The organism is Pseudomonas salicis (assembly GCF_057128705.1).
In genome coordinates this window covers 419,688-441,886 of record NZ_JBSKHU010000003.1, presented here as the reverse complement: position 1 = coordinate 441,886, position 22,199 = coordinate 419,688, and the positions used below count along the sequence as shown (strand labels likewise).

The 22,199-nt window shown below is 60.5% G+C and carries 22 protein-coding genes; 12 read left to right on the top strand and 10 right to left on the bottom strand.

From position 1 onward, the window contains the following. The first annotated feature begins 10 nt into the window (after positions 1-10). The 4 genes from xylF (at position 11) to ACWKWE_RS12710 (ending at position 4,509) form a co-directional block, all read left to right on the top strand. Positions 11-1,012, top strand: a complete 1,002-nt coding sequence (xylF, locus tag ACWKWE_RS12725; protein WP_341963962.1) for a D-xylose ABC transporter substrate-binding protein — start codon at positions 11-13, stop codon at positions 1,010-1,012. A gap of 194 nt (positions 1,013-1,206) precedes the next feature. After that, complete coding sequence (gene xylG / locus ACWKWE_RS12720; RefSeq protein WP_483850705.1) at positions 1,207-2,781, top strand: D-xylose ABC transporter ATP-binding protein; 1,575 nt, start codon at positions 1,207-1,209, stop codon at positions 2,779-2,781. Beyond that, on the top strand, positions 2,778-3,914 hold the full coding sequence (locus ACWKWE_RS12715) for a sugar ABC transporter permease (protein WP_483850704.1): 1,137 nt from the start codon (positions 2,778-2,780) through the stop codon (positions 3,912-3,914). Before xylG ends, ACWKWE_RS12715 begins: the two co-directional genes overlap by 4 nt. Positions 3,915-4,065: 151 nt before the next feature. Next, positions 4,066-4,509: a hypothetical protein gene (locus ACWKWE_RS12710; protein ID WP_166595156.1), complete on the top strand. Its 444-nt coding sequence runs from the start codon at positions 4,066-4,068 to the stop codon at positions 4,507-4,509. A gap of 74 nt (positions 4,510-4,583) precedes the next feature. Here the strand turns inward: ACWKWE_RS12710 and dusA are convergent, their stop codons facing one another. Continuing rightward, positions 4,584-5,585, bottom strand: coding sequence for a tRNA dihydrouridine(20/20a) synthase DusA (dusA, locus tag ACWKWE_RS12705; protein WP_166595184.1), 1,002 nt, complete (start codon positions 5,583-5,585; stop codon positions 4,584-4,586). A 571-nt stretch (positions 5,586-6,156) separates the two neighbouring features. Here dusA and tal point away from each other — a divergent pair. Continuing rightward, a complete protein-coding gene (gene tal, locus ACWKWE_RS12700) occupies positions 6,157-7,083 on the top strand; it encodes a transaldolase (protein WP_166595155.1) in 927 nt (308 codons plus the stop codon). A gap of 302 nt (positions 7,084-7,385) precedes the next feature. Here the strand turns inward: tal and rssC are convergent, their stop codons facing one another. Beyond that, positions 7,386-7,868 (bottom strand): anti-sigma factor antagonist RssC, encoded by a 483-nt coding sequence (gene rssC, locus ACWKWE_RS12695; protein ID WP_037009276.1) that lies wholly within the window; start codon positions 7,866-7,868, stop codon positions 7,386-7,388. After that, entirely contained in the window at positions 7,868-9,049 is a 1,182-nt protein-coding gene (gene rssB / locus ACWKWE_RS12690) for a two-component system response regulator RssB (protein WP_166595154.1), read from the bottom strand. Before rssB ends, rssC begins: the two co-directional genes overlap by 1 nt. Positions 9,050-9,315: 266 nt before the next feature. Between rssB and ACWKWE_RS12685 the strand changes: the two genes are divergently transcribed. Further along, positions 9,316-9,615 (top strand): PilZ domain-containing protein, encoded by a 300-nt coding sequence (locus ACWKWE_RS12685; protein ID WP_166595153.1) that lies wholly within the window; start codon positions 9,316-9,318, stop codon positions 9,613-9,615. A gap of 111 nt (positions 9,616-9,726) precedes the next feature. Here ACWKWE_RS12685 and ACWKWE_RS12680 read toward each other — a convergent pair whose 3' ends face one another. Next, complete coding sequence (locus ACWKWE_RS12680; RefSeq protein WP_166595152.1) at positions 9,727-10,428, bottom strand: MlaA family lipoprotein; 702 nt, start codon at positions 10,426-10,428, stop codon at positions 9,727-9,729. A gap of 204 nt (positions 10,429-10,632) precedes the next feature. Here ACWKWE_RS12680 and pcrP point away from each other — a divergent pair, with 204 nt between their 5' ends. Further along, positions 10,633-11,268: an HAD superfamily inactivated hydrolase PcrP gene (pcrP, locus tag ACWKWE_RS12675; RefSeq protein WP_166595151.1), complete on the top strand. Its 636-nt coding sequence runs from the start codon at positions 10,633-10,635 to the stop codon at positions 11,266-11,268. A gap of 108 nt (positions 11,269-11,376) precedes the next feature. Next, the gene (locus ACWKWE_RS12670; protein ID WP_166595150.1) at positions 11,377-11,640 is read left to right on the top strand and encodes a DUF4404 family protein; all 264 of its coding nucleotides are present in this window, start codon (positions 11,377-11,379) and stop codon (positions 11,638-11,640) included. Positions 11,641-11,782: 142 nt separating this feature from the next. On the opposite strand, the gene queF is transcribed toward ACWKWE_RS12670, so the two are convergent. Together queF and copI are read right to left on the bottom strand one after the other, a co-directional pair. Continuing rightward, entirely contained in the window at positions 11,783-12,613 is an 831-nt protein-coding gene (queF, locus tag ACWKWE_RS12665) for an NADPH-dependent 7-cyano-7-deazaguanine reductase QueF (RefSeq protein ID WP_483850703.1), read from the bottom strand. An 85-nt stretch (positions 12,614-12,698) separates the two neighbouring features. Continuing rightward, positions 12,699-13,205 (bottom strand): copper-resistant cuproprotein CopI, encoded by a 507-nt coding sequence (copI, locus tag ACWKWE_RS12660; protein ID WP_166595148.1) that lies wholly within the window; start codon positions 13,203-13,205, stop codon positions 12,699-12,701. Between the two features lie 160 nt (positions 13,206-13,365). On the opposite strand from copI, the gene ACWKWE_RS12655 reads away from it, so the two are divergent. Beyond that, positions 13,366-14,046, top strand: a complete 681-nt coding sequence (locus ACWKWE_RS12655; RefSeq protein ID WP_483850702.1) for a heavy metal response regulator transcription factor — start codon at positions 13,366-13,368, stop codon at positions 14,044-14,046. Continuing rightward, positions 14,046-15,404: a heavy metal sensor histidine kinase gene (locus ACWKWE_RS12650; RefSeq protein ID WP_483850701.1), complete on the top strand. Its 1,359-nt coding sequence runs from the start codon at positions 14,046-14,048 to the stop codon at positions 15,402-15,404. Before ACWKWE_RS12655 ends, ACWKWE_RS12650 begins: the two co-directional genes overlap by 1 nt. A gap of 176 nt (positions 15,405-15,580) precedes the next feature. On the opposite strand, the gene ACWKWE_RS12645 is transcribed toward ACWKWE_RS12650, so the two are convergent. The 3 genes from ACWKWE_RS12645 to ACWKWE_RS12635 form a co-directional block, all read right to left on the bottom strand. After that, positions 15,581-16,825 (bottom strand): lipoprotein-releasing ABC transporter permease subunit, encoded by a 1,245-nt coding sequence (locus ACWKWE_RS12645; protein WP_166595145.1) that lies wholly within the window; start codon positions 16,823-16,825, stop codon positions 15,581-15,583. Positions 16,826-16,890: 65 nt separating this feature from the next. Next, complete coding sequence (lolD, locus tag ACWKWE_RS12640) at positions 16,891-17,574, bottom strand: lipoprotein-releasing ABC transporter ATP-binding protein LolD (RefSeq protein WP_166595144.1); 684 nt, start codon at positions 17,572-17,574, stop codon at positions 16,891-16,893. Positions 17,575-17,581: 7 nt separating this feature from the next. Continuing rightward, positions 17,582-18,832, bottom strand: a complete 1,251-nt coding sequence (locus ACWKWE_RS12635) for a lipoprotein-releasing ABC transporter permease subunit (protein ID WP_401144052.1) — start codon at positions 18,830-18,832, stop codon at positions 17,582-17,584. Positions 18,833-18,958: 126 nt separating this feature from the next. On the opposite strand from ACWKWE_RS12635, the gene ACWKWE_RS12630 reads away from it, so the two are divergent. Both ACWKWE_RS12630 and ACWKWE_RS12625 read left to right on the top strand, forming a co-directional pair. After that, positions 18,959-19,546: a PilZ domain-containing protein gene (locus tag ACWKWE_RS12630; protein WP_166595142.1), complete on the top strand. Its 588-nt coding sequence runs from the start codon at positions 18,959-18,961 to the stop codon at positions 19,544-19,546. A gap of 40 nt (positions 19,547-19,586) precedes the next feature. Next, entirely contained in the window at positions 19,587-20,309 is a 723-nt protein-coding gene (locus tag ACWKWE_RS12625) for a glycerophosphodiester phosphodiesterase family protein (RefSeq protein ID WP_166595141.1), read from the top strand. A 42-nt stretch (positions 20,310-20,351) separates the two neighbouring features. Here ACWKWE_RS12625 and sthA read toward each other — a convergent pair whose 3' ends face one another. Then, positions 20,352-21,746, bottom strand: coding sequence for a Si-specific NAD(P)(+) transhydrogenase (gene sthA, locus ACWKWE_RS12620; RefSeq protein WP_166595140.1), 1,395 nt, complete (start codon positions 21,744-21,746; stop codon positions 20,352-20,354). Positions 21,747-22,199: the final 453 nt, after the last annotated feature.

Here is a 22,199-nt window from a genome sequence, read left to right as displayed (position 1 = left end):
ACGCACCACAATGAAGAACCTGAAACGCACCTTGCTCGCCTCTGCCCTCGCCTTGCTCAGTCTGCCGGTCATGGCGGATGCGGCTCATCCGAAAATCGGCTTTTCCATCGACGACCTGCGCCTCGAACGCTGGTCCCGGGACCGTGACTACTTCGTCGCGGCGGCCGAAAAAATGGACGCCAAGGTGTTCGTGCAATCGGCGGACGCCAACGAGCAGAAGCAGATTTCCCAGATCGAAAACCTGATCTCTCGTGGCGTCGACGTGATCGTCATCGTGCCGTTCAATGCCACCGTGCTGACCAATGCCGTGGCCGAAGCGAAGAAGGCGGGGATCAAGGTCGTGTCGTATGACCGGCTGATTCTCAACGCCGACATCGACGCCTACATCTCCTTCGATAACGAAAAAGTCGGCGAAATGCAGGCTTCAGGGGTCTTGAAGGCGCAGCCCAAAGGCAATTATTTCCTGCTCGGCGGCGCGCCCACCGACAACAACGCCAAAGTGCTGCGCGAAGGCCAGATGAAAGTGCTGCAACCGGCCATCGACAAGGGCGACATCAAGATTGTCGGCCAGCAGTGGGTCAAGGAATGGAACCCGACCGAAGCCCTGAGCATCGTCGAAAACGCCCTGACCAAGAACAGCAACAAGATCGACGGCATCGTCGCCTCCAACGACGCCACGGCCGGTGGCGCGATCCAGGCCCTGGCGGCGCAGAAACTCGCTGGCAAGGTGCCGATCTCAGGCCAGGACGCCGACCTGGCGGCCGTCAAACGGGTGATCGACGGCACCCAGACCATGACCGTGTACAAGCCGCTCAAACTCATCGCTTCGGAAGCCGCCAAGCTCTCCGTGCAACTGGCGCGCAACGAAAAACCGGCCTTCAGCTCGCAATATGACAACGGCACCAAAAAGGTCGACACCATCCTGCTGACGCCGACGCCATTGACCAAGGACAACATCGACGTGCTGGAGAAGGACGGGTTCTACACGAAGGATCAGATAGCGGGGAAATAACGGATCGCGTTGAACAGACCCGATCGGCTGCCGTGACGCGCAACCTGTGGGACCGAATTCATTCGGGAGGGGCCGGTACATTCGGCATGGATGTATCGCCTGATACGACGCTTCCCGAATGAATTCGGTCCCACAAGGTATTGCGCAAACCGGCAGCGTTGCACCCGCCTCTGGCTTTTGTGTGAGACCCCGCAATGTCCGACTACCTGCTGCAAATGAACGGCATCGTCAAAACCTTTGGCGGTGTCAAAGCCCTCAATGGCATCGACATCAAGGTGCGCCCCGGTGAATGCGTCGGCCTGTGTGGTGAAAACGGCGCGGGCAAATCGACGCTGATGAAAGTGCTGTCAGCGGTCTACCCCTACGGCACCTGGGAGGGGGAAATCGTCTGGGACGGCGAGCCCTTGGCAGCGCACTCCATCGCCGAAACCGAGGCCGCCGGGATCGTCATCATCCATCAGGAGCTGACCCTCGTCCCCGACCTTTCGGTGGCGGAAAACATTTTCATGGGCCACGAGCTGACCCTGCCCGGCGGGCGCATGAACTATCCCGCCATGATCCACCGCGCCGAAGCGCTGATGCGCGAGCTCAAGGTGCCGGACATGAACGTCTCGCTGCCGGTGTCGCAATACGGCGGCGGGCATCAGCAACTGGTGGAAATCGCCAAGGCGCTGAACAAGCAGGCCCGCTTGCTGATCCTCGACGAGCCCTCTTCAGCCCTGACCCGCTCGGAAATCGAGGTGTTGCTGGACATCATTCGTGACCTCAAGGCCAAGGGCGTGGCCTGCGTCTACATCTCTCACAAGCTCGATGAGGTGGCGGCGGTCTGTGACACCATTTCGGTGATTCGCGACGGCAAACACATCGCGACCACGGCCATGGCCGACATGGACATCGGCAGGATCATCACTCAGATGGTTGGCCGCGAAATGAGCAACCTCTACCCCACCGAGCCCCACGAAGTCGGCGAAGTGGTTTTCGAAGCACGCCATGTCACTTGTTACGACGTCGACAATCCGAAACGCAAACGCGTCGACGACGTCTCGTTCTCCCTTCGGCGCGGGGAAATCCTCGGCATTGCCGGGCTGGTGGGCGCGGGCAGGACCGAGCTCGTGTCAGCGTTGTTCGGTGCCTACCCCGGTCGCTACGAAGCAGAGGTCTGGCTGGAGGGCAAACCCGTCGACACCCGCACGCCGCTGAAATCCATTCGCGCCGGGCTGTGCATGGTCCCTGAAGACCGCAAACGCCAGGGCATCATTCCCGACCTGGGGGTCGGCCAGAACATCACCCTTGCCGTACTCGACAGCTTTTCGCGCCTGACCCGCATCGACGCCGAAGCCGAGCTGGGCAGCATCGACAGAGAAATCGCGCGCATGCACCTCAAGACCGCAAGCCCGTTCCTGCCGATCACCAGCCTCTCCGGTGGCAATCAGCAAAAGGCGGTGCTGGCGAAAATGCTGCTGACCCAACCCCGCGTGCTGATCCTCGACGAGCCCACCCGGGGCGTCGATGTGGGTGCGAAATACGAGATCTACAAGCTGATGGGTGCCCTGGCCGCCCGTGGCGTATCGATCATCATGGTGTCGTCGGAGCTGGCTGAAGTCCTGGGCGTGTCTGACCGCGTGCTGGTGATCGGCGAAGGCCAATTGCGTGGCGACTTCATCAATCAGGGCCTGACCCAAGAGCAGGTGCTGGCGGCGGCCCTGCACCCCGCTGGCGCCAATCACAATAACGATCAGCCCCGTGATGCGAGGGAAACGCGTACATGAATCAGCTCAAACACCTGTTCACCCGCTACAAGATGCTCGCGCTGGTCATCGCCATCGCGGTGATCTGGCTGTTCTTCAGTTGGCAAACCGAAGGCGGCTTCATAACCCCGCGCAACCTCTCCAATCTGCTGCGGCAAATGTCCATCACCGGCATTCTTGCCTGCGGCATGGTGCTGGTGATCATCAGCGGGGAAATCGACCTGTCGGTCGGTTCGTTGCTGGGTTTGCTGGGGGGCGTTGCGGCGATTCTCGACGTGGTCTATCACGTGCCGCTGATCCTGAACCTGAGCGTCGTCGCATTGTGCGGCCTGGCCATCGGGCTGGCGAACGGCTGCATGACCGCTTACCTGCGCATCCCGTCCTTTATTGTCGGTCTGGGCGGCATGCTGGCGTTTCGCGGGATTTTGCTGGGGATCACAGGCGGGACCACCATTGCGCCGGTGTCCCCACAGCTGGTGTATGTCGGCCAGGGTTATCTGCCGCCGTTGGTGGGCGTCGTACTGGGCGTTTTGCTGTTTGCCCTGACGCTGTTCCTCACCTGGCGCCAGCGTCGCAACCGCGCGCTGCACGGCCTCGCAGCTCACGCGTTGGTGCGAGACATTCTGCGCGTACTCGCCATTGGCGCGGTCCTCGCCGGTTTCGTCTACACCCTCAACAGCTACGACGGTATTCCGGTCCCGGTCCTGCTGCTGTTGGTATTGCTCGGCGTGTTCAGCTACATCACCAGCCAGACCGTGTTCGGTCGCCGCATTTATTCGGTGGGCAGCAACATGGAAGCCACGCGCCTGTCCGGCATCAACGTACAGGCGGTGAAGCTGTGGATCTTCGGCCTCATGGGGGTGATGTGCGCGCTGGCCGGGCTGGTCAACACGGCGCGACTGGCCGCAGGCTCACCGTCGGCAGGCAACATGGGCGAACTGGACGCCATCGCCGCCTGCTTCATCGGCGGCACCTCCATGCGCGGCGGATCGGGCACGGTGTATGGCGCGCTGCTGGGTGCTCTGGTGATCACCAGCCTGGACAACGGCATGTCGATGCTCGACGTGGACAGCTACTGGCAGATGATCGTCAAGGGCAGCATTCTGGTACTGGCGGTGTGGGTCGATGTCAGCACGCGCACCGGGAGGCGCTAGCGGCGGGCGCGAATACCGGCTTCACGCATCGCTCAAGCACCTGAAAACTTGTAGGATGCGTGTCGCAAGACGCCTCACAGGCCCCCACTGATGTGCGCCTCGGACACCTCGGGCGCAGACCATTCCAGACAGGAAGTACGGAGCAAATGGCATGACACAGCCGTTCGTCATGATTGTGGCAAAACGCATCACCCTCACCCTGCTCGCCGCGGCCGCCTTGCAGGGCTGCGCATCAAACCCCACCGGGCGCCAGTGCCTCGACAACTTCCGCACCGATGGCAACATCCTCGTCGGCAAAAGCTTCAGCACCTACGCCTACCTGCCCGACACGCCTTACAAAAAGGCCTTCAAGAACGTCAATAACATCCTGACCACCGAAGGCTTTCAGATGAAAGTCTCTAACCCTGAAAGCGGCATCATCAATGTCTACCAGCAGGTCGGGGCCAGCAAGGTCGCACCGCTGAATGCGCTGGTGGAGAAGTCAGGCAGCGGCTCGAAAGTGACCATGACCTTTGTCACACAGGCAGGGCTGTACACCCCCGAGGATGAGGCGAAGAAGCATTTTTGCGATTATCTGGACCGGGCGGCGAAATAGCCCTCAGCGCAATGCCGGTCGGAAAAGTCGGTCCGATGATGGACAGGCCCGACCGGCATTCTCGGCGTGAACGACTAGCGCCCTTCCAGCAACGCCCCGGCCTTGTCCAGCAAGCCCAGCGGGTCGTCGGTCTTGTGAATGTCCACTGACAACAGTTGACGGAATTTGCGCGCGCCGGGGAAGCCGGTGCCCAGGCCCAGCACGTGACGGGTGATGTGATGCATCGAGCCGCCGTCGCGCAAATGGGCTTCGACGTAAGGCCGTAGTTGCGCGAGCGCTTCCGCGCGGGTGATCGGCGGCGCGTCACCGCCAAACAGCTCGCGGTCCACTTCGGCCAGCAGGTAGGGGTTGTGATAAGCCTCGCGGCCCAGCATCACGCCGTCGAAGGTTTTGAGGTGTTCCCGGCAGTCTTCCAGGGTTTTGATGCCGCCGTTGAGAATGATCTCAAGGTCGGGGAAATCCTGTTTCAACTGAGCCACCACGTCGTAGCGCAACGGCGGGATGTCGCGGTTTTCCTTGGGCGACAGGCCTTCGAGAATCGCGATGCGGGCGTGGACAGTAAAACTGGTGCACCCGGCGTCGCGCACAGTGCCCACGAACTCACAAAGTTGCTCGTAGCTGTCCCGCCCATTGATGCCGATGCGGTGCTTGACCGTCACTGGTATCGAGACCGCGTCGCGCATGGCCTTCACGCAATCGGCGACCCGTTGCGGATGGCCCATCAACACCGCACCGATCATGTTGTTCTGCACCCGGTCGCTCGGGCAACCGACGTTGAGGTTCACCTCGTCGTAACCGGCCGCCTGAGCCAGATGCGCACTGGCCGCGAGGTCCGCCGGGGTGCTGCCGCCCAATTGCAGGGCCAACGGATGCTCGCTCTGATCGTGGCGCAGGAAACGTTCGCTGTCGCCATGCAGCAGCGCGCCGGTGGTGACCATCTCGGTGTAGAGCAGCGCGTTTTTGGAGAGCAGACGCAGGAAGAACCGGCAATGGCGATCCGTCCAGTCCATCATCGGGGCCACGGAGAAACGGCGAGAAGGTTCGTCTGGCTGGGGGGCGGTGCGCGGGGCGGTCATTGGCAACATGTGAGCGATCAGGCGGGTCGGGCGTAATGGGCGCACAGTTTACCAGTTCGCGCGGGGGGAAGTGTCCGGGCAAGAAAAAACCCGCCGAAGCGGGTTGTTTTCAGGTCATGGCCATTCCAACATCCTGTCGGTAGCGCTTCGCGCAATGGCTGATCATCCGTGATCTCCGAAGCGGTTCCTTTGCTCCAGTTGATGGATCCAATGTAATCCTCGGCGTGTGGCTTTGGAAGGGCGTTTTCGCTGGATAGCGTGTAAGCCTTTCGCTATGGCCTCAGGACGAAAAACGCCTGATGCCCCATTCCACTGAAGCCGGCGCAAGGAACGACTGCCGCCCTTCGTGCTCCAACCAGTCTGGATCGAGTTTCCGCCCTCCTCGTGAACCGATGAACATGAACCCTACAGACCCAAAAACGTTTGCGAGTACCCGGTTCGTGGCTGGTGTACAGGCCTGCTGTTTGCGCAAACGCGGGCCTCTGGATCAGCGTGTTTGTTGCGGTTTACGCCCTTGAGTGACCGGCGGCGCTCGGGTAATGTCATCAAACCCACAGGACAGAGCACGCTCATGACTTCCAAGCTGGAACAACTCAAAAAAATCACCACCGTCGTTGCCGATACCGGCGATTTCGCTGCGATTGAAAAGCTCAAGCCGGTGGACGCCACCACCAACCCTTCCCTGCTGCTGAAAGCTGGCTCGAGCGACAGTAACGCCGACCGCCTGAAAGAAGCGTTCAGCGGCAGCAACGATGACATCAATCTGGCCAGCGACCGTTTTGCCGTCGCCATTGGCCGTGAAATTCTTAAAGTCGTGCCGGGCCGCGTGTCGACCGAAGTCGATGCCCGAATCTCGTTCGACACTCAAGCCTGTATCGCACGTGCTGAACGTCTGGTGGGCTTGTATGAAGAATTTGGCATTGGCCGCGACCGCATCCTGATCAAGCTGGCCTCAACCTGGGAAGGTATCAAGGCTGCTGAGCAGCTGGAAAAGAAAGGCATTCAGTGCAACCTGACCCTGCTGTTCTCCTTCGCCCAGGCTCAAGCCTGCGCTGACGCCGGCGTGTTCCTGATTTCACCGTTCGTAGGCCGTATCTACGATTGGTACAAGAAGGCAGAAGGCAAGGACTACGTCGGTGCAGAAGACCCGGGCGTGAAGTCCGTGACCCGCATTTACAACTACTACAAAGCCAATGACTACAAGACCGTCGTCATGGGCGCCAGCTTCCGCAACCTGAGCCAGATCGAAGAACTGGCCGGCTGTGACCGCTTGACCATCAGCCCGGACCTGCTGCAAAAGCTGTCGGAAGACAACGGCACGCTGACGCAGAAGCTCAAGCCAGGCAACGGCGGCGAACCGCGTCAGACCCTGAACGAAAGCCAATTCCGCTGGGCGTCCAACGAAGACGCCATGGCCACCGAAAAACTGGCCGAAGGCATACGTCAGTTCGCCCGTGACCAGGAAAAGCTGGAAGCACTGCTGCGCGCCAAGGCGTAAGGCACCGGCCACGCAGTCACAAAAAGGCGGCGCCCTTGGGGGTGCCGCCTTTTTTTGTGCCTGGGGTTTGGAATGGTTTTTTTAGCAGCAAGCCGGACTGCTCACCGCAGCCCCCCCTGTAGGAGCGAATTCATTCGCGAAAAATGGGTCAGGCGATGGGGATGTGTTGGCTGCACCGGCCCTTCGCGAATGAATTCGCTCCTACAGGGAGATCGGATGCTTGGGTCGATGTGGGTGCAACCCTGTAGCAGCACGGCGACAGAGGTGAGGCCGCTTAGGCCTCAGCGAACATTCGAAACCGCTTATTGGTGTTCGAGTGCATTCACCAGATCACGAAACGCTTCGCGATTGGAGTCATTCAAACCCATCAGAATCTTATGCGCTTCCAGCACCTTGGCTTTCACCACGTCCTCGCACTGATCCTGCGACGGCAAGTCGCTCAGTGCTTCGGGACGGGGAATCGGACGACCGACGATGTTGAACACCTGATCGAAGCCCATTGACTGCAACAGGCGCGTGATGTCCTCGTGAGTGGTCACGACGGTGGGCAACAGGCCCGCTTTCTGACGGGACAGGATCGACAGCTTGGCCAACAGGCCGAGGGTCGTGCTGTCAATGCTGCGCGTTTCGGTCAGATCGATCACCACGGTCGAAAAATTCATCGAGGTGAAGATCCGCTCAATCGTCGCATCCAACGCCGAACAGAGGGTCAGGCGCACTTCTCCCACGAACTTCAGGACGAAGGTGCCATCTTGCTCGGCAAACTGGATTCTACCGGTACTCATTAAAGGTTCCTGCTCAACACTAACAAGGCGATATCATCCGGCATCTCCCCGAGCGTGGCCAATCCAAACTTACGACGCAGACCATCCAGGCTGCCGCCCGCCGACTTCACCAATTCAGGCAAGTTGGCCTCTTTCTCTTTGAGTGTATCACCTGGCAACAGGTCCAGAATGCCATCAGACAGCAGGGTCAGACTAAAGGACTCCGGCAGGTCCAGCACATGATCCGAATACGTTGCTTCGTTGAACAACCCCACCGGCAGGCCGCGCCCTTCAAGGTAGCGGGTTTCTGTCGGCGTATACAGCACCGGCAACGGCAAATGTCCGCCGACGCTGTAAGTCAATTTACCGCTTTGCTCGTCGATCACGCCGCCCACCATCGTCACGTGCTTGCCCAGCTTGCAGCTGATCAGACCCCGGTTGATGTGGCCCAACACCTCGGAAGGCTTGAACTCGGGCAGCGTGCCGCCGCGCTTGGACTCGAACAACAGACGCGTGGTCATGAACTTCAACAACACGGTGATGAAAGCCGATGACGCACCATGGCCCGACACGTCGGCGAGATAGAACGCGACGCGGCGCTCATCGACGCGGAAATAATCGACGAAGTCACCGGACAGGTACAGCGACGGGATGATTTCGTGTTCGAATTCGAACGAGTCAATCGCCCACGGGTTGGTCGGCAGCATGTTCATCTGAACCTGGCGACCGGCATCCTGGTCTTCCTGCAGCAGATGCAGGCTGGCTTCGAGTTCGCGGTTGGCGGTCTCAAGCTTCTGACGGTAGAGCTGGTTTTCCTGAAGGAGGCGCGCGCGATCCAGTGCCCGCTTGACCGAGTGCTCAAGCACTGCAAGGTCTTCCAGCGGTTTGATCAGGTAGTCGGCCGCGCCAAGACGCAACGCTTCGACAGCATCGCTCATGACACCCGCGCCGGAGACCACGATCACCGGAGTGTCCGGCGACAGGCTGGTGACCTGACGAATCAGCTCCAGGCCTCCAACTTGAGGCATGCGCAGATCGCAGATCACGAGATCAGGTGTGTTTTTCTCGAAGGATTCCAGACCTTGCTTGCCATTGCTGGCCTGCAAGACGCTGAACCCACTGTCTTCCAAGTAGGCCGCGAGGCTCGCGCGCACCACTTCGTCGTCATCGATAATCAGCAGCGTGGCACTGGTTTTTTGCATGTGGGCAAACGGCGCCAGATCAGGTTGGCGTAAGCGGTCGGATTCTGTCAGGCCGCTTACTGGATTCGCTTCTAGCCTCTCTGTACGGTGGCAGCGGACTTTTGGTCAAACGCTTCAGTCGCCAGAGGTGCCCTTCAAGGCGCAGACGGTACTCCCATCCGCCGGGCGTTTCAAGCTCGCTCCAGCGGTCGGTCGGCGTCTTTACATCTCAAATCGCCCGGAGTTATAAGAACCCCTAAATCAGCAACAAAAATGAAGGATGCACCATGGGTCAGATTGATCGCGACTATGCAGAGAAACGAGACTACATCCGCATGCGTGTCGACGCGGACATCAGCCTGATCTACGCAGGCCAGATCATCCCCGCCGTGTGCGTGGATTTATCCAGCTCCGGCATGCAGATACAGGCGCCTCGGTCGTTCAAGGTCGGTGACCGGATCAGCGTCCGAATCGAGTCCGAACACGCCGCGCTCAAAGGCCTGGAAGCCGACACCGAGGTGGTCTGGATCGCCGACGTCGAAGGTGACGAGCAGAAATTGGGGCTGACCATTTTGACCATGAAGTGATATCGAAACGGAACCACTTCACAGATTCGGCAAAAAGAATTACGAAAAAATACGAAAAAAAAGGCGACTCGGAAGTCGCCTTTTTTGCATCTGCGCAACAGTCAGTCGCGATTAAAAATCGTCGACGACCTTGCCATCCTTGACCTTGAACTCGCGGTTTTGCAAGTAGGCGTTACGGATGAAGATGTATTTGTCGCCGTTGACCAGTTTTTCAGCCGACAGCAGGCTCGCACGGGTGTCCACCACGCTCACGCCAAACGCCGTGTTGCGGGTCGGCACGTGATCGATGTAGCGGTACGGCATGGTGTAGGTGTCAGGGTATTTGGCGAAGGCATCACGCACGGTGCTCGGACCGAAGAACGGCAGCATCACGAAAGGCCCGCTGCCCACACCCCAGTGACCCAGGGTCTGGCCGAAGTCTTCGTCGTTGCGTTGCAGGCCCATCTTGGTGCCAACGTCGAAGAAGCCCAGCAGACCGAAGGTGGTGTTGATGATCAAGCGCGCTGTATCCACGCCTGCCGCGTGCGGTTTGGCCTGCAGCACATCGTTGGCGAAGTTGGTGACCTCGCCGACGTTCTTGAACATGTTATGGATGCCGTCTTCGAGAAACTGCGGTGTGATGAAGTCATAGCCTTGGGCGATGGGCTTCAGCGCGTAAGTGTCGACAGTGTCGTTGAAACGGAAGATCGCACGGTTGACGCCTTCCCACGGATCATCTTCAGCGGCCTGAGCGGCCATCGGCACCAGGGCCAGACTGGCCCAGAAACACGTTCGAGCCAGACGATTGATAAAGCCTGCACCGGTCACGGGCATAGCAAAGACTCCCAGTCAAAAGTGATGAAGCGGGCGCTACGCCCCCCAATCAAAGGCGAGAGTATAAAGCGTTCTGTGACTATTTACGTCGCCGAACACTGACGGAATGTGCTGTTCTTTAAACATCCGCTCACAATGTCACCCGTTGGTCATCGCACTGTCATGAAACTCCCTTAGCGTCTTGGGCATTTGAGAGGGAATTTCATGCTTGCCCCGGTCGCCGTCCCCGCCCCTTCGTTCACCGCCGTGCTCTTTGGTCTGAGCGGCTGCCTGGTCGATTTTGGCGCTCAGGTGCGGACCCTGCGCAGCCGCGATGGCCAGTCGTTCGACTCACACGACGCCACGCCCTTCTCCCACCCCACGCCCGGCGCGATGGTGGCTTTGCGAAACCTCAAGCAGCAAGCCATCCCGTGCGCGTGGATCGATGAATACCCCGCCGCGATCACCGAGCAGTTGGCGTCTCCACTCGCCGGTCTGGTGCACCCCACCCCAAGCCCGAACAACCACTGGCCTGCGCCGGACGCCTGCTGGCAGGCCCTGATGAGCCTGAATGTCGCCCAACTCGACGGCTGCGTGCTGGTCAGCGGCGACCCCCGCCTGCTCACGGCCGGGCTCAACGCGGGCTTATGGACCGTGGGCCTCGCGTCCTGTGGACCGTTGTGCGGGCTGTCACCGGCGCACTGGGACGCCTTGAGCGACCTGGAGCGTGAGCGCCTGCGAGGCCGCGCCACCCTGGAGCTGTACGCGACGGGCGCGCACTCGGTGATCGATCATCTGGCCGATCTGGAATCTTGCCTGGCGGACATCACGCTGCGCCGCATGAAGGCCGAAAAGCCCTGATTGATCAGGGTCATGCAGAAAGGCCCGGTGTGGATTAGTCTTAGCGACAAAGGACCTTTGCCGAGGCGCTGAGGTCCATGCAGAGACTATTCACAAAGGGAGCACCCTATGCCCGCCCGCGAACTGCAAGAACAACTCGATACCTTGCGCGAGCAACTGGAACAGAACCCGCCGCTGACCCAAGAAGAACGCGAAGACCTGCATGCACTGATGGCGCAGATCGAGGCCGAGATCGCCGTCGAAAACGCCACCCCCGACAACAATCTGGCCGATGGTGTGAACCTGGCAGTCGAACGCTTCGAAGTCGAACACCCCACCATTGCTGGCACGTTGCGCAACATTGTGCTGACGTTGGGGAACATCGGGATTTAAGTCGAATCGACTAATGCACGAACACCTGTAAGTGAATTCATTGGCGAAGGGGCGCTACGGCTAATACATCTTCATCGCCTGAACCCCTTTTCGCGAATGAATTCGCTCCCACAGGGACATTGGTCAGCGCCCCATCATCGGGCTATTGCCGCGCCAACCGCCCGTTCTCCAGCGTCAGCGTCTCAGTGCTGCGGTACGGGTTGATGTCCAGCCCGCCACGACGCACGTAACGCGCGGAGACCGTCAGCTTTTCCGGTTTTAGCAGTCGTTGCAGGTCCATGAAGATGCGCTCGACGCACTGCTCGTGGAAGTCCGAGTGCTGGCGGAAGCTGACGATGTAGGCCAGGAAGCTGGCGTGATCCAGCGCTGCGCCGCGATAGGCCACGGCAACGCTGCCCCAGTCCGGCTGGCTGGTGACCGGGCAGTTGGATTTCAGCAGGTGGCTGTGCAGCGCCTCTTCGATCACCCGCGACTCGTCGCAACGCAGCAATTCAGGCTGCGGGCGGTCGTAGCTGTTGATGCTCACGTCCAGATCGTCGACGCACACACCCGGCACCGCCACGATGCCCTCGGCTTCGATGTCCTTCAGGGAACGGATGCGCACGCCCACCGGCTTGCCAGCGGCGGCCGACAGGTCTTTCTCCAGCACACTGACCAAATCGCCCTGCGACGCGAACGGCGTCTGATTCAGCGAGTTGAGGTACAGCTTGAAGGATTTCGATTCGATGATGTTCGGCGAATCGGCGGGAATGCAGAACTCGCCAATCGCCACCACCGGTTTGCCCGACGGCAGCAGCCACGACAGTTCGTAGCAATTCCAGAAATCGACACCCTGATACGGCAGCGTCTCGGCGGTCAGTCCCAGCTCGGCCCACTTGGCGGTGCGCGGAATGGGAAACAGCAGGGACGGCGTGTAGGTGGCGATGTATTCACTGGACTTGCCCAAGGGCGAGTGTTCGGCTGCGGGATGCATGGCGGGACCTGAAAACGTATAAAAAGAAGGCGGAAGTAAAATCCTGACCGCCGAGTTTATAGGTTTTGTCCCGCTTTTTCAGCGATTACTCGGCGATCGATACCTTGCCGACCATGCCCGCCTGATAGTGACCCGGCAGATTGCAGGCGAATTCCAGGTTGGTGGCCTTGGCGAACGTCCACGTCAACTCGGCGGTCTTGCCCGGCTCCACCAGCACGCTGTTGGCGTCGTCGTGCTTCATCGCACTGTGATCCATCCCGGCCATGTCATGCTTCATGCCGGTCGACGTCAACATGCCGCTGGCGACCATCTTGAGCATTTCCTGCTGATGGGCCGCGTGCATGGCGGCGTCACCTAGGTTGAATTCGTGCAGCAGTTGGCCCTTGTTCACCAGCACGAAGTGCACGGTCTCGCCTTCTTTGACGTCGAGGGCCTTGGGTTCGAAATACATGTCGCCCAGCGTCAGCTCGACAGTGCGGGTTGCCTGATCGGCCTTGGCCGGGTGACCAAAATCAAAATGCTCGCTAGGGGAAGCCTGAGACGAAAGGCTCACACCCAGCAATACGGCGGCAGCGACAAAACGAGCGAACATGGGAATCTCCAGTCAACGACAATCGATGACCTTAAGGTAGGCTCCCGCCACTGGCAATCAGCTGACCGCAAGATTACAACTTTGTAAGCTTGGCCCCTGCTCGCCCCGCTCACGTTATAAAGCGCGACGAATGAGCGTCACTGGAAGCGACCGATCACCCATGAAATTACTGATCATCGAAGATCAAGCGAAAACCGGCCATTACCTGCGCCAAGGCCTGTCCGAAGCCGGGTTCACCACGGAACTGGTCGCCGACGGCACCAGCGGTCAGCATCTGGCGTTGACCGGGGACTACGCGCTGCTGATTCTGGACGTCATGCTGCCGGGGCGGGATGGCTGGCAAATCCTGCAGGCCGTGCGCAGTGCGGGCCTAGAAACGCCAGTGCTGTTCCTGACTGCCCGCGACGCCGTCGAAGACCGTGTGCGCGGCCTGGAATTGGGCGCGGACGATTATCTGGTCAAGCCTTTCGCATTTTCCGAGCTGCTGGCCCGGGTGCGCAGCCTGTTGCGCCGAGGCGGCAGCGCCAGCCCGGAAACCCACCTGCAACTGGCCGACCTGCGACTGGACCTGTTGCGCCGCCGCGTCGAGCGCAATGGCCAGCGCATCGACCTCACCGCCAAAGAGTTCGCCCTGCTGGAGCTGATGCTGCGACGCCAGGGCGAAGTGTTGCCCAAATCGCTGATTGCCTCCCAGGTCTGGGACATGAACTTCGACAGCGACACCAACGTGATCGAGGTCGCCATCCGCCGCCTGCGCCTCAAAGTCGATGACGATTACCCGAACAAGCTCATCCACACCGTGCGGGGCATGGGTTACGTCCTTGAAGAGCGCGGCCTCTGATGTTCGGGCGCATTGCTCTGGGCAGCCGACTGGCCCTGCTGTTCGCCGCCTGCACGGCGGTGGTGTCGTTGACGGCAGGCGTCCTGTTCAACCAAGCCAGTGAAAGCCATTTCATGGAGCTGGATCAGCAACTGCTGGACAGTAAACTGCCAACCGTGCGCGATGCCCTGAAGGATGTAACCAGCGCGGAGCAACTGAACCAGCGCCGTCCGACGTTGATGAGGGAGCTGGCCCACTCGCCGGACCTGGCCTTGCAGCTTCGCGGCCCTGATGGCGCGCTGTGGTTCGACAGCCTTTCCCCTTCAATCCCGACACCTGCAGCCCATGAAGGTCTGCACACCCTGACCGACAACGGCACGGCTTACCGCGCTTACACCGTGCCCCTGCAACCCGATCAGCCAGGCACGCCGCAACTGACCCTGCTGCTGGACATCACCCATCACCAGCATTTTCTGGAACGCATGCAACACCTGATCTGGCTGACCGTCGGCCTGTCAGCGCTGGCCACCGCCGTGCTGGGCGCCTGGGCGGCACGCAGCGGTTTGCGGCCCTTGCGTCGAATGAGTGAGGTCGCGGCCAGCGTTTCCGCCAGCTCGCTGACGACACGCCTGCCGCACGCCGAGATGCCCAGCGAGCTGGCCGAGCTGAGTCAGGCTTTCAACGCCATGTTGGGTCGTCTCGATGATGCGTTTCAGCGCCTGTCTGCGTTTTCCGCCGACATCGCCCATGAACTGCGCACGCCTCTGTCGAATCTGCTGACCCACACCCAGGTCACCCTCACCCGCCCCCGCGATGTGGCGGAGTACCGCGAAGCATTGCTGGGCAATCTGGAGGAGCTGCAAGGGATGGCGCAGATGGTCAACGACATGCTGTTTCTCGCAAAGGCCGAGCATGGGTTATTGAACCCCAACCGAGAGCGTCTGGCGCTGGATGAAGACGTCGATGCCTTGCTGGAGTTTTTCCTGCCCGTCGCCGAGGACGCGCACGTGGCGCTGAGTCGTGAGGGCGAGGCTGTCGTGGAAGGCGATCGCCACATGCTGCGCCGCGCCCTGTCCAACCTGCTGGACAATGCACTGCGCTTCACCCCTGTTCAGGGTCGGGTGTCAGTGAAACTGGAATCGTCCGTCCAGCGCGTGCGAATTGGCATTGAAAACACAGGCCCGACCATTCCGGCGGAGGTGCTGCCGCGGCTCTTTGACCGGTTTTATCGCGCTGACCCGGCACGTCATGAGGGCAGCAGTGAACATGCGGGCCTGGGGCTGGCGATCACCCAGTCGATCATCAAGGCCCATGGCGGGACGATCCGCTGTGAATCGCGGGAAGGCGTGACGCGGTTTTTAATTGAGTTGCCCATCTGAGTACTGTCACCAGCCCCAGACACACCACGGTGTAACCGGGTGAACACAGATCTCCTGTGGGAGCGAATTCATTCGCGAGGGGGCCTCCCGACCGATACCTCTCTGTAGGCAGAAAGACTTTCGCGAATGAATTCGCTCCCACAGATTATGCGTACGCCCAAGCCAACGAGGCAGACCTATTCATACCGCAACGCATGGGCCGGCTGAATCTGCGAGGCGCGGTACGCCGGGTAGATGGTCGCCAAAAAGCTCAGGATCAGCCCCGCCGCACAGATCATCACCACGTCACTGCCTTCCAGTTGCGATGGCAGGTTGCTGATGAAGTACACGTCCGAGGTGAAAATGTGCTGGCCGGTGACGCGCTCGACCCAGCCCACCAACTGACTGACGTTGATGGCGGCGATCACGCCCAATACGCCGCCGATGATCGTGCCGATCACGCCGATCACCGAGCCTTGCACCATGAAGATGGTCATGATCTGACGAGGCGTCGCGCCGAGGGTGCGCAGGATTGCGATGTCGGCGCCCTTGTCGTTCACCACCATGATCAGCGTGGCGATGATGTTGAAGGCCGCGACGGCGACGATCATCAGCAACAGCAGACCGATCATGGTCTTTTCCATTTTCATCGCGCTGAACAGACTGCCCTGTGTGTGGGTCCAGTCATCGGCCTTGTAGTCCGCGCCCAAACTGCCCGCGATGGCGGTCGAAACCTGCGGCGCCGCGTACAGATCGGTCAGCGCCAGACGTACGCCCTGCACCTGATTCGGCTGCCAGCGCTGGATCGTCGCGGCATCGGCCACGTTGACCAGCGCCATGGAGCCGTCAAGCTCGGCGCCGACCTTGAACACGCCGACCACGGTCAGGCGTTGCAGGCGCGGGGTGATGCCGCCCGGATCGCTGCTGATTTCCGGGACGATCAGGGTGATTTTGTCGCCCACGTTCAGGCGGAAGCGCCGTGCCGTGATTTCACCGATGACCACGCCAAACTCGCCAGCCTTCAGGTCCTGCAGGCGGCCCTGAACGATGTGCTGAGTGACGATGGACACTTGGGATTCCAGCGCGGGATCGACACCGTTGATTTCGATCGGCTGCATCGACCCCTTGTACGAGAGCATGCCGTCCATTTGCGTGAACGGCACAGCGGCCGTGACTTGCGGGTTCTTCAACGCGGCGTCGGCAGCGGCTTTCCAGTCGTCCAGCGGCTTGACCCCGTCGATGACCGCGTGGGGCACCATGCCGAGAATCCGCGAGCTCATTTCCTTCTGAAAGCCGTTCATCACGGACAGCACGACGATCATCGCCAGCACGCCCAGCGCCAGCCCGATCATCGAGGTCATCGAAATGAACGAGATGAAGTGGTTGCGCCGCTTGGCCCGCGTGTATCGCGTGCCGATGAAGATGGATAACGGTCTGAACATTCGTGGAGCACCGTAGCTAAATAGGAACACCCCGACGCCATGAAGCGGGCGTCGGGTTCAATGCATCACGCCTCGACGAGACGGCCTTCTTCCAGACGCCACACGCGGTCCATCTGGCGAGCCAGCGACAGGTCGTGGGTCACCACCAGAAACGCGGTGCGCGACGAGGTGCTGAGCTCCAGCATCAGGTCCTGAATGCCTTGGGCCGTGTGGGAATCGAGGTTGCCGGTCGGTTCGTCGAGCATCACCAGACCCGGCTGGTTGACCAGCGCCCGGGCAATGGCCACCCGCTGGCGTTCGCCACCGGACAGCTCGGACGGTTTGTGCGCCAGGCGGTGCTTGAGCCCTACCCGCTCCAGCAACGCGGTGGCGCGCTGACGGGCTTCCGGGATCGGGGTCTTGCCGATCAGGAGCGGCATGCAGACGTTCTCCAGCGCGGTGAACTCTGGCAGCAGATGGTGGAACTGGTACACGAAACCCAGCGCCCGGTTGCGCAACAGACCACGGGCCTTTTCGTTCAGCGCGGACAACTCTTCGCCGGCCAGCCATACGCTGCCCTCGGTCGGCGTGTCCAGACCGCCCAACAGGTTGAGCAAGGTACTTTTGCCGGAGCCGGAACTGCCGACAATCGCCACGCGTTCGCCAGGGTGCAACTCCAGTTGCAGGCCCGACAGCACGACCACGGACTCCGGGCCTTCCTCGTAGGATTTGCCCAGGTTGCGGCAACTCAGTACAGCTTTATCACTCATGCGCGACTCACTCATAACGTAGCGCCTCCGCCGGCTGGGTGCGCGCGGCACGCCAGGCGGGATACAAGGTGGCGAGGAAACTCAGGACCAAAGCCGCGCCGCATACCATCAGCACGTCACTGGTCATCAATTGCGAAGGCAGATAGTCGATGAAATAGACATCCGCGTTGAGAAACTTGTGCCCGATCAGGCCTTCCAGCGCCGAGATCGCGGCACTGACGTTCAGTGCAGCAAGAATGCCGACGGCCGCGCCAATCGCCGTGCCGACCACACCGATCACCGTGCCCTGCACCATGAAGATCGCCATGATCTGCCCCGGTGTCGCCCCCAGCGTGCGCAGGATCGCGATGTCGCCGCGTTTGTCGTTGACCACCATCACCAGCGTCGAAATGATGTTGAACGCCGCCACCGCCACGATCAGCAGCAAGAGCAGGCCGATGATGGATTTCTCCATGCCGATGGCCTGGTACAGGTTGCCGTGGGTGCGGGTCCAGTCGCGGGAGTAATACTGATGATCGCCGAGGCTCTGGGCGATGTCGTAAGCCGTGCGCGGCGCCTTGAACAGGTCGGTGAATTTCAGGCGCAGCCCCTGCACCTGATCAGGCTTCCAGCGGTGCAGACGGGCCAGGTCCTGAAGGTTGGTCACGCCGAGGTAGCCGTCGAGTTCGCCCGCGCCGACGTGGAAGATGCCGACCACGGTGAAGCGCTTCATCCGCGGGAACATCCCGGCGGGCGTGACCGTGACTTCAGGGGAAACGAAGGTGACCTTGTCGCCGATGCCGACGCCCAGCTTGGTCGCGGCCTTGTCGCCGATGACTACGCCGAAGCCGCCTGACACCAGGTCGTCAAGCCGGCCCTGTTTCATGAAGCCATCGATAATCGAAACTTTGCGTTCCTGAACCGGGTCGATGGCATTGAGCAGGATTTTCTGCACATTGCCGTTGTTCGTCAGCAGACCCTGCATCTGGGTGAACGGCGCAATGGCTTCGACCTGAGGGTTCTGCTTGACCTTGGCCGCGAGGCTTTGCCAGTCGTTGATCGGCTCGCCGGATTCGATGGTCGCGTGGGGCACCATGCCGAGGACGCGGGTGCGCATCTCATGATCGAAACCGTTCATGACCGATAACACGACTATCATCACCACTACGCCGAGGGCGAGACCGATCATCGACGTCAGGGAAATGAAGGAGACAAAATGATTACGGCGTTTTGCACGGGTGTAACGCGTGCCGATAAATACAAAAAGAGGTCTGAACATGTAGGGGCTTGTTCGGAGGAATGGGAACGTCCTTGTGGCGGGCCTGGGCCTGCGGCTTTACACTCGAATCGCTGAGTCGCAAACGAGAGCAATCACTCTGACAACCGCCGCTACCATGGGTTCGCCATGTCGACATTAGATGAAGAAGAACGCCGCGAATACTACCGTATCGAGGACAGCGTCGCACTGGAAATTCAACGCATTCCAGCGTCCGGCTCGGTCGATGAGCTCGCTCATCGGGACACCTCGACCCTCTTCGATCTGCTGAGCGAGTTGCACGTCGCCGAGTTCGAATCGCAGCACCTGCTGCGCCAGCTCGACGACCGCGACCGTACCACCAACAGCTTCCTGCGGGCCATGAGCAAACGCATCGATTTGCTCGGCCAAGTGGTGGCTCAAACGGTTCTAGGCAAGCTCGGCGCTCCGCAAAAAGTGATCATGTCCGAGGGCGGCCTGCAATTTAACGCTCACCAGCCCTTCCCCGTCGGAAGCCTGTTGTCGGTCAAAATGGTGCTCATGCCCCAGGCGTCCGGGATGATGCTGCGGGCCAGGGTCACGCAATCCCAGTCCCTCACCCTTGGCGATTTCGAGATCGGCACCGAGTGGGTCGAGCTGAGCGATGCCCAGCGACAGCTCCTGGCCAGACACATCCTGCAACGACAAGCCGCGCAACGACGCCTGGCCCGAGAGCAAAACACCCCTGATCCATCCTGATTTTGAGCCTGTAGGCGCCTTCGTAATTCAAGGAGTATTTGTGACCCTTATCTATGGCCACCGCGGCGCTAAAGGCGAAGCACCGGAGAACACCCTCACCAGCTTTCAGGAATGCCTGAAGCACGGGGTCAAGCGTTGTGAACTGGACCTGCACCTGTCCCGTGACGGCGAACTGATGGTCATCCACGATCCGACCCTGAAGCGCACCACCGACCGGCGCGGCAAAGTGGTCGAGCATGATGCGAAGGACCTGGTGACCTACGACGCGCGCAAGGGCGGCCCGGGCTGGGTCAATCCGTGCCCGATTCCGCGCCTGGAAGAGCTGTTCGAGAAATGCGATTTCGACCACTGGCAACTGGAGGTCAAGAGCGCGTCACGCACCCGAGCGGCCACGACCGTATTGGCGATCCGCGAGATGGCGCAACGTCACGGTCTGCTGGACAGGGTCACCATTACGTCGAGTTCGCGGGAAGTGCTCAAGGCGGCGCTGGAGCTGACCCCAGACCTGTCGCGAGGGCTGGTGGCGGAATACGCGTGGCTCGACCCGTTGAAGGTCGCCACGAGTTATGGCTGCGAGATTCTGGCGCTGAACTGGACGCACTGCACGCCCGAGCGCCTGAAGAAAGCACAGACCCTGGGCCTGCATGTGTCCGTCTGGACCGTCAACGAGCCCGCGCTGATGCGCAGACTCGCCGACTTCGGCGTTGACAGCCTGATTACAGACTTTCCCGGTTTGGCCAGCGCCACCCTCGGGAATTACTGAAATCGGTCTCCCCGGCCGGCTCAGGCCACCGGCCGGAGCCGCTCAAAAAAGCCGGTTGAGGCCGTCGTACGCCGCGACCCGATAGGCTTCGGCCATGGTCGGGTAGTTGAACGTGGTATTGACGAAATACTTGAGGGTATTCGCCTCGCCGGGCTGGCTCATGATCGCCTGACCGATGTGCACGATCTCCGACGCCTGGTCGCCGAAGCAATGCACGCCGAGAATCTGCAAGGTTTCGCGGTGGAACAGGATCTTCAACATGCCCACCGGCTCGTTGGAGATCTGCGCGCGAGCCATGCTTTTGAAGAACGCCTTGCCCACTTCATACGGCACTTTGGCCTGGGTCAGGTCGTGTTCGTTCTGACCGATCGAGCTGATTTCCGGGATGGTGTAAATGCCGGTCGGCACGTCGTTGACGAAGCGCCAGGTGCCGTTGTCTACCGCCTTGCCCGACGCCGAACGCCCCTGGTCGTACGCCGCACTGGCCAGACTCGGCCAGCCAATCACGTCGCCAGCGCCAAAAATGTTCGGCTTGCTGGTGCGGTATTCCTCATCCACTTCGATCTGGCCACGGCCATTGGCCTTGATGCCGACGTTTTCCAGACCCAGTTTGTCGGTGTTGCCGGTTCGGCCGTTGCACCACAGCAACGCGTCGGCCTTCACTTTCTTGCCGGACTTGAGGTGCAGGATCACGCCGTTTTCCAGGCCTTCGACGCGCTCGTATTCTTCGTTGTGGCGCACCATCACGTTGTTGTTGCTGAAGTGATAGCTCAAGCCTTGGGAGATTTCGGCGTCGAGGAAACTCAGCAACTGGTCACGGTTGTCGATCAGCTCGACGTCCACGCCCAGACCGCTGAAGATCGACGCGTATTCGCAACCGATCACGCCAGCCCCGTAAATGATCAGCTTGCGCGGGGTGTGGCTGATGCTGAGGATGGTGTCGCTGTCGTAGATACGCTTGTGGGAAAAGTCGATATCCGCTGGGCGATAAGGCCGTGAGCCGGTGGCGATGATGATCTGGTTGGCGACCAACTTTTCCACGACGCCGGTGTCGCAGACCACGTCAACGGTGCGCTCGTCGGCAAAGCTGCCGGTGCCGAAGAACACGTCGACGCGGTTACGGGCGTAGTAGCCGGTGCGGGACGCGACCTGTTTGTTGATGACTTTTTCAGCGCTTTTCAGCACGTCCGGGAACGAAAACCAGCGCGGCTCGCCAATGGCCCGGAACATCGGGTTGGTGTTGAACTGGATGATCTGCTTGACCGAGTGACGCAACGCCTTGGACGGGATCGTGCCCAGGTGGGTGCAGTTGCCGCCGACCTGCCGACGGCTGTCGACCATGGCTACCTTGCGCCCAGCCTTGGCGGCGTTCATTGCCGCGCCTTCTCCAGCTGGGCCGGAACCCAGTACCACTACGTCGTAGTTGTAGACAGCCATGCGTACTCCTTAGAACGGGCCGAGGCGCCACTCTGGCGTCTCTGGCTAACCCATGCCGCGCCCGGCGGCATGAAGAATCGAAACTCGCGGCGCAGTCTAATCGTCCGGCGTCGCGGGGAACATTAACCCTTGGTCGCGTCGCAGGCCAATTTTGTCTGCGTTACGTGACACTCGTCACCCTCGTGAGGCGCGGAAAATGCCCAATGGGTTCGGATGATAAATGTGTTGGTGGGGGGAATCCCAATAAAAGCTGCATTTTTTGTGGGGTTGAGGCGTGGAGGGCGTTTTTTGCCGTACAACTACAGGGATTCGACGGCGCGACTCGGCATCAGGCAGGACGCGTTCTTCACTGTGGGAGCGAATTTATTCGCGAAAAATCTATCGGTCGCTGGAGATGCTCCGCCATGTCTGTGCGAATAGCGTAGGCCGTTTGCATACCCCGCCGCACCGCGC